This window comes from Variovorax monticola, assembly GCF_051216855.1.
Taxonomy (GTDB): Bacteria; Pseudomonadota; Gammaproteobacteria; order Burkholderiales; family Burkholderiaceae_C; genus Variovorax.
Genome location: NZ_JBPJZP010000004.1, coordinates 392,307 through 405,854, shown reverse-complemented (window position 1 = coordinate 405,854; position 13,548 = coordinate 392,307). Strand labels below are relative to the sequence as shown.

12 protein-coding genes are annotated in these 13,548 nt (G+C 67.9%); 11 read left to right on the top strand and 1 reads right to left on the bottom strand.

Translation table 11 applies throughout. The features are described from left to right. Positions 1-20 precede the first annotated feature (20 nt). From mraY to ACSFA5_RS16425, 11 genes are all read left to right on the top strand, one after another. Positions 21-1,199 carry a phospho-N-acetylmuramoyl-pentapeptide-transferase gene (gene mraY, locus ACSFA5_RS16475; protein WP_435445111.1) on the top strand — a complete coding sequence of 393 codons (1,179 nt, stop codon included), beginning with the start codon at positions 21-23 and terminating at the stop codon, positions 1,197-1,199. 7 nt (positions 1,200-1,206) lie between these two features. Continuing rightward, a complete protein-coding gene (gene murD / locus ACSFA5_RS16470) occupies positions 1,207-3,297 on the top strand; it encodes a UDP-N-acetylmuramoyl-L-alanine--D-glutamate ligase (protein ID WP_435445110.1) in 2,091 nt (696 codons plus the stop codon). Further along, positions 3,294-4,592, top strand: a complete 1,299-nt coding sequence (ftsW, locus tag ACSFA5_RS16465; protein ID WP_435445109.1) for a putative lipid II flippase FtsW — start codon at positions 3,294-3,296, stop codon at positions 4,590-4,592. Before murD ends, ftsW begins: the two co-directional genes overlap by 4 nt. Further along, complete coding sequence (gene murG, locus ACSFA5_RS16460) at positions 4,589-5,653, top strand: undecaprenyldiphospho-muramoylpentapeptide beta-N-acetylglucosaminyltransferase (protein ID WP_435445108.1); 1,065 nt, start codon at positions 4,589-4,591, stop codon at positions 5,651-5,653. The genes ftsW and murG overlap by 4 nt, the downstream gene beginning before the upstream one ends. Further along, complete coding sequence (gene murC, locus ACSFA5_RS16455; protein ID WP_435445107.1) at positions 5,650-7,119, top strand: UDP-N-acetylmuramate--L-alanine ligase; 1,470 nt, start codon at positions 5,650-5,652, stop codon at positions 7,117-7,119. Before murG ends, murC begins: the two co-directional genes overlap by 4 nt. Then, positions 7,116-8,087 carry a D-alanine--D-alanine ligase gene (locus tag ACSFA5_RS16450; RefSeq protein WP_435445106.1) on the top strand — a complete coding sequence of 324 codons (972 nt, stop codon included), beginning with the start codon at positions 7,116-7,118 and terminating at the stop codon, positions 8,085-8,087. Before murC ends, ACSFA5_RS16450 begins: the two co-directional genes overlap by 4 nt. A 2-nt stretch (positions 8,088-8,089) precedes the next feature. Continuing rightward, positions 8,090-8,878, top strand: coding sequence for a cell division protein FtsQ/DivIB (locus ACSFA5_RS16445; protein WP_435445105.1), 789 nt, complete (start codon positions 8,090-8,092; stop codon positions 8,876-8,878). 28 nt (positions 8,879-8,906) lie between these two features. After that, complete coding sequence (gene ftsA / locus ACSFA5_RS16440; RefSeq protein WP_435445104.1) at positions 8,907-10,136, top strand: cell division protein FtsA; 1,230 nt, start codon at positions 8,907-8,909, stop codon at positions 10,134-10,136. A gap of 168 nt (positions 10,137-10,304) precedes the next feature. Further along, on the top strand, positions 10,305-11,522 hold the full coding sequence (gene ftsZ, locus ACSFA5_RS16435; protein WP_435445103.1) for a cell division protein FtsZ: 1,218 nt from the start codon (positions 10,305-10,307) through the stop codon (positions 11,520-11,522). Between the two features lie 267 nt (positions 11,523-11,789). Further along, positions 11,790-12,713, top strand: a complete 924-nt coding sequence (gene lpxC, locus ACSFA5_RS16430) for a UDP-3-O-acyl-N-acetylglucosamine deacetylase (protein WP_435445102.1) — start codon at positions 11,790-11,792, stop codon at positions 12,711-12,713. 15 nt (positions 12,714-12,728) lie between these two features. After that, positions 12,729-12,905, top strand: a complete 177-nt coding sequence (locus ACSFA5_RS16425) for a hypothetical protein (RefSeq protein WP_435445101.1) — start codon at positions 12,729-12,731, stop codon at positions 12,903-12,905. Between the two features lie 37 nt (positions 12,906-12,942). Here the strand turns inward: ACSFA5_RS16425 and ruvC are convergent, their stop codons facing one another. Next, a complete protein-coding gene (ruvC, locus tag ACSFA5_RS16420; protein WP_435445100.1) occupies positions 12,943-13,491 on the bottom strand; it encodes a crossover junction endodeoxyribonuclease RuvC in 549 nt (182 codons plus the stop codon). Between the last annotated feature and the right edge of the window lie 57 nt (positions 13,492-13,548).

Sequence of the window (13,548 nt, the reverse complement as noted above, 5' to 3'; positions counted from 1 at the left end):
CATGAGCCGCGCGAAAACACATGCTGCTGACCCTCGCCCAATGGCTGCAGACGCTGTCGCCCGAATTCGGCTTCTTGCGAGTCTTCCAGTACCTCACCTTCCGAGCGCTGATGGCCGCGGTGACCGCGCTCGTGGTCGGCCTGGTGGCCGGCCCGTTCGTCATTCGCCGCCTCACCGCGCTCAAGATCGGCCAGCCGGTGCGCGGCTACGGCATGGAAACGCACCTGACCAAGAGCGGCACGCCCACCATGGGCGGTGTGCTGGTGCTGTTCGCCATCGCCTTCGCCACGCTGCTGTGGTTCGATATTTCGAACCGGTTCGTGTGGATCGTGCTGTGGGTCACCATGGGCTTCGGTGCCATCGGCTGGGTCGACGACTGGCGCAAGGTGGTCAGCAAGGACCCGGAAGGCATGCGCTCGCGCGAGAAGTACTTCTGGCAATCGGTGGTCGGCCTGCTGGCCGGCTTCTACCTGCTGTTCAGCATTTCGGAAAGCTCCAACTGGCGCGTGCTGCAGCTGTTCTTCGCCTGGGTGCAGTCGGGCTTCGACCTGGACTTTCCGCCCAAGATCAACCTGCTGGTGCCCTTCTTCAAGGAAGTGAGCTATCCGCTCGGCGGCATCGGCTTCGTGATCCTTACCTACCTGGTGATCGTGGGCGCGAGCAATGCCGTGAACCTGACCGACGGGCTGGACGGCCTGGCGATCATGCCGGTGGTGATGGTGGGCTCGGCGCTGGGCGTGTTCGCCTACGTGACGGGCAGCACGGTGTACTCCAAGTACCTGCTGTTTCCCAACATTCCGGGCTCGGGCGAGCTGCTGGTGTTCTGCTCGGCCATGGCCGGCGCAGGCCTGGCGTTTCTTTGGTTCAACACGCACCCGGCGCAGGTGTTCATGGGCGACGTGGGCGCGCTGGCGCTGGGCGGCGCGCTGGGTACCATCGCGGTGATCGTGCGCCAGGAAATCGTGTTCTTCATCATGGGCGGCATCTTCGTGGTCGAGGCGGTCTCGGTGATGGCGCAGGTGATGTACTTCAAGTACACCAAGAAGCGCTACGGCGAAGGCCGCCGCGTGCTGAAGATGGCGCCGCTGCACCACCACTTCGAGAAGAGCGGCTGGCGCGAGACGCAGGTCGTGGTGCGCTTCTGGATCATCACGATGCTGCTGTGCCTCGTGGGCTTGTCGACGCTGAAGCTGCGCTGAACACACCATGCGGCACCTGAAAGACCTCCCCGTTCTCATCCTCGGCCTCGGCGCGTCCGGGCTGGCGATGGCGCGCTGGTGCGCGCGCCACGGCGCGGTCGTGACCGTGGCCGACACGCGCGAGGCGCCGGCCTCCCTGGCGACGCTCACGGCGGAGTTGCCCGACGTGACCTTCGTCGGCGGGCCGTTCTCGGCCGCGCTGGTCGAAGGCACGCCGATTCGCGCGGTGTACCGCTCGCCGGGCCTGTTGCCCGAAGTCATCGCGCCGGTGGCCGATGCGGCGCGGGCCATGGGCCTGCCGCTCGGCGGCGAGCTGGACCTGTTCGCGCGCGCGCTGCTGGACCTGCGGACCGTCGAAGTGCCGGTGGTCGAAGCCGAAGCCGACGCTGAGCCGGAAACCGCGCCGGACGCGGTCGCCGAGCCTGAGCAAGCCGAAGCGCAGGCCGAACTGCCGCTCGATACCGCAGCGCCGGTCGAAGCGGTCGAACCTGCACCGACGCCCAAAGCCGAACCGGCGACCGCATCGAGTGAACCCGCCGAAGCGCAGCCTGAGCCGACCGTGTCCGCCATGGCCGAGGCCATGCCGCGCGATCCGTCGATCAGCGTGACCGTGCCTGAGGGCATTCAGCCTGACGCCGCGGTGCAAGATGCAGCCACCGAAGAAGCCCCTGCATCGGAAGCCCCGGAAGCGCCCGACGCTGCCGCTGCTTCGCCCGCAGCCGCCACCGTCTCCCGCCTGCCCAGCATCGGCAAGCCCTACGTCCCCACGGCCGCCCGCGAAGCCGCGGAGTTCGTCGCCAAGATCGCAAAACTCGCCGCCACCAACCCGGCCTCGGCCGTCGCGGAAGAAGAAACAACCCAGCTCGAACTGGCGCCCCCTGTCGAGCCCGAAGCGCCCAAGGGCTACACGCCCGCCGTGCTCGCCATCACAGGCACCAACGGCAAGACCACCGTCACCTCGCTCACCGGCCAACTGGTCGAACGCGCCGGCAAGACCGTGGCCGTGGCAGGCAACATCGGCCCGACGCTGCTGGACACGCTCAGCGCGCACATAGACGCCGGCACGCTGCCCGATGTGTGGGTGCTCGAACTGTCCAGCTTCCAGCTCGACGGCGTGCAGGGCTTCGAGCCCACCGCCGCCACCGTGCTCAACCTCACGCAGGACCACCTCGACTGGCACGGCGACATGAAGTCGTATGCCGCGGCCAAGGCGCGCATCTTCGGCGCGCGGGGTCTCATGATTTTGAACCGCGACGACGCCGGCGTGATGGCCATGCTGCCCGCGCCCCTGCGGGTCAAGCTGCAGCGTCCGCAGATCCGCACCCACGTCACCTTCGGCGCAGCGATGCCGCTGCGCCCGGGCGACTACGGCATCGAGCGCGTCAACGGCATGACCTGGCTGGTGCGCGCGCTGGAAGCCGACGAAACGCAGAAGCGCAAGCGCGGCGCGGTGGTGGAAGAAGAAATCTTCCTGCAGCGCCTGATGCCCGCCGACGCGCTGCGCATCCGCGGGCGCCACAACGCAATGAACGCGCTGGCCGCGCTCGCGCTCGCGAGTGCCGCCGGTTGCGCGCTCGGCCCCATGCTCTACGGCCTGCGCGAATACCGCGGCGAGCCGCACCGCGTGGAGTCCGTCGCCATCGTGGACCAGGTCGAGTTCTTCGACGACAGCAAGGGCACCAACGTGGGCGCCACCGCCGCCGCACTGGTCGGCCTCGGCGAAGAGCGCCGCGTGGTCGTGATCCTGGGCGGCGAGGGCAAGGGCCAGGACTTCGAGCCGCTGGCCGAGCCCGTGCGCCAGTACGCACGTGCCGTGGTGCTCATCGGGCGCGACGCGCCGCTCATCGAGGCCGCGCTGGCCTCCACCGGCGTCTCGCTGCTACACGCCGCCTCGATGCACGACGCGGTGATGCTCGCCGGCGCGCGCGCCAACCCGGGCGACGCCGTGCTGCTGTCGCCGGCCTGCGCGAGCTTCGACATGTTCAAGGACTACGCACACCGCGCCGAGGTGTTCCGCGACGCCGTGCAGGCCTACGAGGACAGCCCGCGCGGGCTGGTGGAAGACACCGCTTCCGATTCGACGGAGGAACCGCTGTGAACCCCGCTGCCGCAGGCGCCACGCCCAACACCCGCACCGGCCGGTTCAGCGGCTGGTTCACGCGCGCCCGCAGCGGCATCGACGCGCTGCCCGTGCACCTGCCCGTGCGGCTCGGCGGTGCCGGCATCGCGCAGACCAAGGCCACGCCGATGCGCGTGCTCGGCTTCGACCAGGCGCTGGTCTGGGTCACGGTCGCGCTGCTGACCTGGGGCCTGATCATGGTGTATTCGGCCTCCATCGCGCTGCCCGACAACCCGCGTTTCGCGCGTGCCGGCTACAGCGCCTCGTTCTTCCTTACGCGGCATGCCGCGTCGGTGGCCATTGCGCTCGTCGCCGCGCTGCTGGCCTTCCAGATCCCGATGAAGACCTGGGAGCGCGTCGCGCCCTGGCTCTTCGTGGCGTCGCTGCTGCTGCTGGTGGCTGTGCTCATTCCGCACATCGGCATCAACGTGAACGGCGCGCGCCGCTGGTTGCCGATGGGCTTCATGCGCTTCCAGCCGTCGGAGCTCGCCAAGCTGGCGATGGTGCTCTACGCCGCCAGCTACATGGTGCGCAAGATGGAGATCAAGGAGCGCTTCTTCCGTGCCGTGCTGCCGATGGGCATCGCGGTGGTGGTGGTGGGCATGCTGGTGATGGCCGAGCCCGACATGGGCGCGTTCATGGTGATCGCCGTGATCGCCATGGGCATCCTGTTCCTGGGCGGCGTGAACGCGCGCATGTTCTTCGTGATTGCCGCGCTGGTGGTGGTGGCCTTCGGCAGCATCGTCGCTAGCAGCCCGTGGCGCCGGGAGCGCATCTTTGCCTACCTCGATCCGTGGAGCGAAGAGCATGCGCTGGGCAAGGGCTACCAGCTGTCGCACTCGCTGATCGCCATCGGGCGCGGCGAGGTCTTCGGCGTGGGCCTGGGCGGCAGCGTCGAGAAGCTGCACTGGCTGCCCGAGGCGCACACCGACTTCCTGCTCGCCGTGATCGGCGAGGAGTTCGGCCTGGTCGGCGTGCTGCTGATCATCGGCCTGTTCCTCTGGCTCACGCGCCGCATCATGCACATCGGCCGCCAGGCCATCGCGCTCGACCGCGTGTTCTCGGGCCTCGTGGCCCAGGGCGTGGGGGTGTGGATCGGCTTCCAGACCTTCATCAACATGGGTGTGAACCTGGGCGCGCTGCCGACCAAGGGCCTGACGCTGCCGCTGATGAGCTTCGGCGGCTCGGCCATCCTGATGAACCTGGTGGCGCTGGCGATCGTGTTGCGCATCGACTACGAGAATCGAGTGCTCATGCGCGGGGGGCGCGTATGACCGGCCGTACCGCACTCGTCATGGCGGGCGGCACGGGCGGCCACATCTTCCCGGGCCTGGCCGTGGCCGAGGCCCTGCGCGAGCGCGGCTGGCGCGTGCACTGGCTGGGCGCCCCCGGCAGCATGGAAGAAAAACTGGTGCCGCCACGCGGCTTCGCCTTCGAGCCGGTGCAGTTCGGCGGCGTGCGCGGCAAGGGCCCGCTCACGCTGGTCCTGCTGCCGCTGCGCCTGCTGCGCGCCTTCTGGCAGAGCCTGGGCGTGGTGCGCCGCGTGAAGCCCGATGTGCTGGTGGGCCTGGGCGGCTACATCACCTTCCCCGGCGCCATGATGGGCGTGCTGCTCGGCAAGCCGCTGGTGCTGCACGAACAGAACTCGGTCGCCGGCCTCGCCAACAAGGTACTGGCGGGCGTGGCCGACCGTGTGTTCACGGCCTTCCCGAATGTGCTGAAGAAGGCGCAGTGGGTGGGCAACCCGTTGCGCGCGGCGTTCACCTCGCAACCCGATCCCGCCACGCGCTTCGCGGGCCGCACCGGTCCGCTGAAATTGCTGGTGGTCGGCGGCAGCCTGGGTGCGCGCGGCCTCAACACCGTGGTGCCACAGGCGCTGGCCCGCATCGCGCCCGAAACGCGCCCGCAGGTGCTGCACCAGAGCGGCGCCAGGCAGATCGACGAGCTGCGTGCCAACTACGCGGCGGCCGGCGTGGAGGGCGAACTCACGCCCTTCATCGAAGACACCGCGCAGGCCTATGCGGACGCCGACATCATCGTCGCGCGGGCCGGCGCCAGCACCGTCACAGAAATCGCGGCCGTCGGCGCAGCAGCGCTGTTCGTGCCTTTCCCCTCGGCGGTCGACGACCACCAGACCACCAACGCGCGCTTCCTCGTGGACGCGGGCGGCGGGTGGCTCGTGCAGCAGGCCGACCTCACTCCTGAATTGCTGGCTGATTTGCTACAGACAACCGAGCGCACCGCGCTGATCGACAAGGCCGCCAAGGCCAAGACCATGCAGAAGACCGAAGCCGTGGACGCCGTCGTTCGCGCCTGCGAGGAGCTTGCCAAATGAAGCACGCGATCCGTCACATCCATTTCGTCGGCGTCGGCGGCTCGGGCATGAGCGGCATTGCCGAAGTGCTGCTGAACCTGGGCTACAGGATCACCGGCTCCGACCTGTCCGACAGCGTCACGCTGCGCCGGCTCGCGGGCCTGGGCATCGGCACCTTCGTGGGCCACGCGGCCGCGCACATCGACGGTGCCGACGCGGTCGTCACCTCCACCGCCGTGCAGTCGGACAACCCCGAGGTGCTGGCCGCGCGCGAGAAGCGCATTCCGGTCGTGCCGCGCGCATTGATGCTGGCCGAGCTGATGCGCCTGAAGCAGGGCATCGCCATTGCCGGCACGCACGGCAAGACCACCACCACCAGCCTGGTGGCGAGCGTGCTCGACGCCGCCGGCCTGGACCCGACCTTCGTGATCGGCGGGCGCCTGAACAGCGCCGGCGCCAACGCGCAGCTCGGCAGCGGCGACTACATCGTGGTCGAGGCCGACGAGTCGGACGCGTCGTTTTTGAACCTGCTGCCCGTGATGGCGGTGGTCACGAACATTGACGCCGACCACATGGAGACCTACGGGCACGACTTCGCGAAGCTGAAGAAGGCCTTTGTCGACTTCCTGCACCGCATGCCGTTCTACGGCGTGGCCATTCTGTGCACCGACGATGCGGCGGTGCGCGACATCGTGGCCGAAGTGACCTGCCCCGTGACCAGCTACGGCTTCGGCGAGGACGCGCAGGTGCGCGCCATCGACGTGCGCGCCGTCGGCGCCCAGATGCACTTCACCGCGCAGCGCCGCAACGGCGTGACGCTGCCCGACCTGCCCATCGTGCTGAACCTGCCGGGCGAGCACAACGTGCGCAACGCGCTGTCGGTGATCGCCGTGGCGGTCGAGCTCGGCATTGCCGACGAGGCGGTGCAGCGCGGGCTGGCCGGCTTCAAGGGCGTGGGCCGGCGCTTCCAGAGCTACGGCGACATGGCGGTGCAGGGCCATGAAGACGGTGCCGCGGGCACCTTCACCGTGATCGACGACTACGGTCATCACCCGGTCGAGATGGCCGCCACCATTGCCGCTGCGCGCGGCGCGTTCCCGGGCCGCCGGCTGGTGCTGGCGTTCCAGCCGCACCGCTACACCCGCACGCGCGACTGCTTCGAAGACTTCGTGAAGGTCATCGGCACGGCCGACTCGGTGCTGCTCGGCGAGGTCTATGCCGCCGGCGAGGCGCCCATCGTGGCGGCCGACGGCCGCACGCTGGCGCGCGCCCTGCGCGTGGCCGGCAAGGTCGAACCGGTGTTCGTCGACGACATCGCCGCCATGCCGCAGGCCATTCTGGACAACGCCCGCCCGGGCGACGTGGTGCTCTCGATGGGGGCCGGCTCCATCGGCGCGGTGCCGGGCAAGGTCGTCGAACTCGCTGCCGCGCTGTCCGCCACGGCTTCCACATTGCAGCGCGACACGCGCAAAGAGGGGGGCGCATGAGCCTTCAGGATCCCACACGCTTCGGCAAGGTTGCCGTGCTGTTCGGCGGCAGTTCCGCCGAACGCGAAGTTTCATTGATGTCGGGCACCGGCGTGCTCGAAGCCCTGCGTTCGCGCGGCGTCGACGCGCACGCCTTCGACCCTTCGCAGCGCGAGCTGACCGAGCTCAAGCGCGAGGGCTTCGCGCGCTGCTTCGTCGCGCTGCACGGCCGCCACGGGGAAGACGGCACCGTGCAGGGCGCGCTGGAGCTGCTCGGCATTCCCTACACCGGCTCGGGCGTGATGGCCTCCAGCGTGGCGATGGACAAGGTCATGACCAAGCGCATCTGGCAGGCCGACGGCCTGCCGACGCCCAAGTACGTGCGCCTGGCCTTCGACCAGCAAAGCCGCGAGCAGGTCATGGCCGTGCCCGACGTGCTGGGCCTGCCGCTGATCGTGAAGCCGCCGCGCGAGGGCTCGTCCATCGGCGTGACCAAGGTCGAGGGGTACTCGCAGATGCAGGACGCGGTCACGCTGTCTGCGAAGTACGACGCCGACGTGCTGTGCGAGGAGTTCATCGACGGCGAGGAAGTGACCTGCGCCGTGCTCGGCCACGGGCTCGATGCACGCGCGCTGCCCGTGGTGCGCATCGCCGCGCCCGAAGGTGCCTACGACTACCAGAACAAGTACTTCACCGACGTCGTGCAGTACCAGTGCCCGAGCGGCCTGTCCGATGCCGAAGAACACGAGATCCAGCGCATCACGCTGGCCGCGTACCGCACGCTGGGCTGCCGAGGCTGGGGCCGCGCCGACGTGATGATCCGCGCCAGCGACCGCAAGCCGTTCCTGCTGGAGATGAACACCTCCCCCGGCATGACCAGCCACTCGCTGGTGCCGATGTCCGCGCGCGCCGCGGGCATCGCCTACGAAGACCTGTGCCTGCGCGTGCTGGCATCGGCCGCGCTCGACGCAACGGGAGGCTCGCAATAGCCATGGCCGACAGCATTCCCGCGCCCTTCGACGTCAAGCTCATGAACATCGTCGCGAACATTGCGTTCGTGATGGTGACGCTCATGCTGCTGGCGGCGGGCGCCTGGTGGGTGCTGCGCCAACCGTTCTTTCCGCTGGCCGGCATCAAGGTGGACGGCGAGGTCACGCACAACAACGCGGTGACCCTGCGCGCCAACGTGGCGCCGCAGCTGAACGGCAACTTCTTCACCATCGACCTGGCGCGTGCGCGCAGTGCCTTCGAGTCGGTGCCGTGGGTGCGCAGCGCGGTGGTGCGCCGCGAGTTCCCGAACAAGCTGCACGTGACGCTCACCGAGCAGGTGCCGGTGGCCACGTGGGGCGACGACGCGGGCTCCAGGCTCATCAACGGGTTCGGCGACGTGTTCGAAGCCAACGTGGCCGAGGTGGACGACAACCTGCCGCGCCTGGACGGGCCTGTCGAACAGGCCGGGCAGGTGCTGGGCATGTACCGCGTGCTGCAGCCTCAGTTCCAGCCCTACGACCTCACCATCGACGAGCTGACGCTGTCGAGCCGGGGCAGCTGGAAGGTGGTGCTGGACAGCGGTGCCGAGCTCGAGCTCGGCCGGGGCCAGAGCGAGGAGGTGACGGCCAGGCTGCAGCGGTTTTTGAAGACCGTGACCCAGGTCGCGGCGCAGTACCGCCGCACGATGGTCGATGTCGAAGGCGCCGATCTGCGCCACAACGACGCGTATGCATTGCGGCTGCGCGGCGTCACCACGGTCTCGCCAGAGGCCCCAAGAAAAATCAAGTAGCGAACACCGAGAAATCGAGGACATATCAATGCCCAAAGAATACAAAGACCTGGTCGTAGGACTGGACATCGGCACCGCCAAGGTCATGGTGGTGGTGGCCGAGGTGCTGCCCGGCGGCGAGCTCAAGCTGGCCGGCCTGGGCATTGCGCCCAGCAACGGCCTGAAGCGGGGCGTGGTGGTGAACATCGACGCCACGGTGCAGAGCATCCAGCAGGCCTTGAAGGAGGCCGAGCTGATGGCCGACTGCAAGATCAGCCGCGTCTACACGGGCATCACCGGCAGCCACATCCGCGGCATCAACTCCAGCGGCATGGTGGCGGTGAAGGACAAGGAAGTGACGCCCGCCGACGTGGCCCGCGTGGTGGAGACGGCGCGCGCCATCAACATCTCGAGCGACCAGCGCCTGCTGCTGGTGGAGCCGCAGGAGTTCGTGATCGACGGGCAGGACGTGAAGGAGCCGATCGGCATGAGCGGCATGCGCCTGGAGGCCAAGGTGCACATCGTGACCGGTGCGCAGAGCGCGGCCGAGAACATCATCAAGTGCGTGCGCCGCTGCGGGCTCGAAGTCGACCAGCTGATGCTGAACCCGCTGGCTTCGAGCCTGGCGGTGCTGACGGAAGACGAACGCGAGCTGGGCGTGGTGCTGGTGGACATCGGCGCGGGCACCACCGACGTGGCGATCTTCACCAACGGCGCGATCCGCCACACGGCCGTGATTCCGATCGCGGGCGACCTGATCACGAGCGACATCGCGATGGCGCTGCGCACGCCGACCAAGGACGCGGAAGACATCAAGGTCGAGAGCGGCTACGCCAAGCAACTGCTGGCCGACCCCGACCAGCAGGTCGAAGTGCCGGGCCTGGGCGACCGCGGTCCGCGCATGCTGAGCAAGCAGGCGCTGGCCGGTGTGATCGAGCCGCGCATCGAAGAGATTTTTTCGCTCGTGCAGCAGGTGGTGCGCGAGTCGGGCTACGAGGAAGTGCTGTCCTCGGGCGTGGTGCTCACGGGCGGCAGCGCGGTGATGCCGGGCATGGTCGAGCTCGGCGAAGACATCTTCTTGAAGCCCGTGCGAAGGGGCATCCCGAAGTATTCCAGCGCCTTGTCCGACATGGTCGCGCAGCCTCGCGCCGCTACAGTCATGGGCCTTCTGGAAGAGGCACGTTTTGCACGCATGCGCGGCTTCAAGGTCGCGCAGAAGAATGGGTCGGTAAAGACTGCATTCGGACGTTTCAAGGACTTCATCGTGGGGAATTTCTAGCCATGATCAAGTCTCCACTCTGGCTCGCACGCGGCAGCCCCCCTTTGCATTTCAACGAGCGATGGCGACGCACAGGTCCACCATCGTGACGCGCGCACGTTGATCTCGTCACGGCAGAAGAATATTCACAGATACATAACGGCAACTGCAAGATTCAAGGAGTTAAAAATGACCATCGAAATGATCGAAGTCGAAGAGTTCAATCAGGGCACGCAGATCAAGGTGATCGGTGTGGGCGGTGGCGGCGGCAATGCGGTCGCCCACATGATGGAGCGCGGCGTGCAGGGCGTTCAGTTCGTCTGCGCGAACACCGACGCACAGGCACTGCAACGCAGCAACGCGCACAAGATCATCCAGCTCGGCACCAGCGGCCTGGGCGCCGGCAGCAAGCCCGACAAGGGCCGTGAAGCGGCCGAGCTCGCGGTGGACGACATTCGCGCGGCCATCGACGGCGCCCACATGCTGTTCATCACCGCCGGCATGGGCGGAGGCACCGGCACCGGCGCGGCACCCGTGATTGCACGCATCGCCAAGGAAATGGGCATCCTCACCGTGGGCGTGGTGACCAAGCCCTTCGACTGGGAAGGCGGTCGCCGCATGACTAACGCCGATGCCGGCCTGACCGAGCTCGAAGCCAATGTCGACTCGCTGATCGTGGTGCTCAACGAGAAGCTGCTCGACGTGCTGGGTGAAGACATCACGCAGGACGAAGCCTTTGCGCACGCCAACGACGTGCTGAAGAACGCCGTGGGCGGCATCTCGGAAATCATCAACGAGTACGGCGGCGTGAACGTCGACTTCGAAGACGTGCGCACCGTGATGGGCGAACCCGGCAAGGCCATGATGGGCACGGCCGCCGCAGCCGGCCCGGACCGCGCGCGCATCGCCGCCGAACAGGCCGTGGCCTGCCCGCTGCTGGAAGGCATCGACCTGTCGGGCGCCAAGGGCGTGCTGGTGCTGGTGACGGCATCGAAGGGCTCGCTGAAGCTGAACGAGTCGAAGCTGGCGATGAACACCATCCGCGCCTACGCGTCGCCCGACGCGCACGTGATCTACGGCGCGGCCTACGACGAGAGCCTGGGCGACGAAATGCGCGTGACCGTGGTGGCCACGGGTCTCTCGCGCACGGAAGCCCGCCGCCAGGCCCCGACGCTGGAAGTGATTCGCACCGGCACCGACAACATCCCCTTCACCGTGCCCACGCTCGGTGGCATGGGCCACGCCAGCAGCGGCGGCAACGGCCACCAGCCGAACTACGACGGCATGGCCGTTCCCAGCGTGTGGCGCACCAACCGCACGATGGCGGCTGCCAAGGTCGACGCGCTGTCTTCGGGCGGCATGGACGACTTCGAGATTCCGGCCTTCCTGCGCCGCCAGGCCGACTGAGCCCGGCTCGCCCCAGGCTGCGCGCACTTCGTGCCGCTTCGCTGCCCTCTGCGGGGGTTGCGCGAAGCGGCCTACCTGACGCAGAGGGCACGAGGGAAACGCAAGGGGCACAGGAAGACCTGAAAGGGACTTTCGGCGGCTCTAGGCGCTGCGTTCCGTCTCGTGCCCTTTGCGTCCACTTGCCTGGATTGCATAGAACCCATGTCTATCGGTGCCATAGCCAGGGGCATAGGGCGCCACACGCATGGCGCGCCTAAAATCCCCGGCGTGCTGCAACAACGAACCCTCAAGTCGATCAGCCGCGCCGTGGGCGTGGGGCTTCACAGCGGTCAACGCGTGGAACTGACCCTGCGACCGGCCCCGGCCGACACGGGCATCGTGTTCCGCCGCGTCGACCTGCCCGAGCCGGTCGAGATCCGCATGACCGCCGAGGCGGTCACCGACACGCGCCTGGCGTCCACCGTGTCCGAGGGCGGCGCCAAGGTGCAAACGGTCGAACACCTCATGTCCGCCTGCGCGGGCCTGGGCATCGACAACCTCTACATCGACATCACGGCCGACGAAGTGCCGATCCTCGACGGGTCGGCCTCGTCTTTCGTGTTCCTGCTGCAAAGCGCGGGCATCGCGCTGCAGAAGGCGCCGCGCCGCTTCATCCGCGTGACCCGCAAGGTCGAGGTGCGCGAAGGCGAGGGCGCCAACGAGAAGTGGGCGAGCCTGGAGCCGTACCACGGCTTCAAGCTGGCCTTCGAGATCGACTTCGACCACCGCGTGGTGAACTCCACCGGCCAGCGCGTGGAGTTCGACCTGGGCACCGATTCGTACAGCCGCGACATCGCGCGCGCGCGCACCTTCGGCTTCACCAAGGAAGTCGAGTACATGCGCAGCAAGGGTCTCGCGCTCGGCGGCGGGCTGGACAACGCCATCGTGATGGATGACACCAAGGTCCTCAATGCCGGCGGCCTGCGCTACGACGACGAGTTCGTGAAGCACAAGATCCTCGACGCCATGGGCGACCTGTACGTGGTCGGCAAGCCGCTGCTTGCGGCCTACACCGCGTTCCGCTCGGGCCATGCGCTGAACAACAAGCTGCTGCGCGAACTGCTCTCGCACAGCGACGCCTACGAAGTCGTGACCTTCGACGACGAGAAGCGCGCACCGCGCGGCTTCAGCGAAGTCGCTCGCGCCTGGTAGGGCGCGTTTTTCTCCATGCTTCTTTTTCGCTGGGCCATCCTGCTGCTTCTGCTGGTGGCGGGCGTGTCGTTCGCGTTCTATGCGGGCACGGGGCAGCACAAGTACCGGCGCTTCGGCTGGACCGTGCTCAAGTGGACGCTGCTGGCCGCGTTCGGCTTCTTCGCGGTGCTGATCGCCGAACGCGTGGCCTGAAGGTTGTCAGGCCTCACGCGATTGCGACTGCGACCGCTCAGCGCGAACGTCCTTGCCGGTAGGTGCCGGCATGCGTCTTCGACAACTCGGCCGCCTGCGCGAGCCGCGCCATCGAACGCCCCACCTGCGCATGCGTGATCGCAATGCCCAGCGCGTCCGCGGCGTCGGCGCCGGGCACGCCGGGCAGGTCGAGCAGCCGCCGCACCATCTCCTGCACCTGCGCCTTGGCGGCGCCGCCGTGGCCGGCCACGGCCTTCTTCATCTGCAGCGCGGTGTACTCGGCCACTGAAAGGTTGTTGGTGACCAGTGCCGTCACGCAGGCGCCGCGTGCCTGCCCCAGCAACAGCGTCGACTGCGGGTTGACGTTCACGAAGATGATTTCCACCGCCGACGCATCGGGCTGGTAGCGCGCGGTAATTTCCGCGATGCCGTCGAACAGCACCTTCAGGCGCGCCGGCAGGTTGCCGCTGCCGAGGTGCCGGGTGCTGATGGTGCCGCTGGCCACGTAGCGCAGCGCATGGCCGTCCGCGTCGACCACGCCGAAGCCGGTGGTCTGCAAGCCGGGGTCGATGCCAAGAATGCGCATGAAAGGAAACGTTAAGGCCTAAGCCCGGGTAAAGAGAGGCGAAAGAGGTGCGAAGCC

Bases quoted from the DNA above. Each gene is read 5' to 3' on its own strand.
- mraY (WP_435445111.1), top strand. From the start codon at position 21: ATGCTGCTGACCCTCGCCCAATGGCTGCAGACGCTGTCGCCCGAATTC.
- murD (WP_435445110.1), top strand. From the start codon at position 1,207: ATGCGGCACCTGAAAGACCTCCCCGTTCTCATCCTCGGCCTCGGCGCG.
- murG (WP_435445108.1), top strand. From the start codon at position 4,589: ATGACCGGCCGTACCGCACTCGTCATGGCGGGCGGCACGGGCGGCCAC.
- murC (WP_435445107.1), top strand. From the start codon at position 5,650: ATGAAGCACGCGATCCGTCACATCCATTTCGTCGGCGTCGGCGGCTCG.
- ACSFA5_RS16450 (WP_435445106.1), top strand. From the start codon at position 7,116: ATGAGCCTTCAGGATCCCACACGCTTCGGCAAGGTTGCCGTGCTGTTC.
- ACSFA5_RS16445 (WP_435445105.1), top strand. From the start codon at position 8,090: ATGGCCGACAGCATTCCCGCGCCCTTCGACGTCAAGCTCATGAACATC.
- ftsA (WP_435445104.1), top strand. From the start codon at position 8,907: ATGCCCAAAGAATACAAAGACCTGGTCGTAGGACTGGACATCGGCACC.
- ftsZ (WP_435445103.1), top strand. From the start codon at position 10,305: ATGACCATCGAAATGATCGAAGTCGAAGAGTTCAATCAGGGCACGCAG.
- ACSFA5_RS16425 (WP_435445101.1), top strand. From the start codon at position 12,729: ATGCTTCTTTTTCGCTGGGCCATCCTGCTGCTTCTGCTGGTGGCGGGC.
- ruvC (WP_435445100.1), bottom strand. From the start codon at position 13,491: ATGCGCATTCTTGGCATCGACCCCGGCTTGCAGACCACCGGCTTCGGC.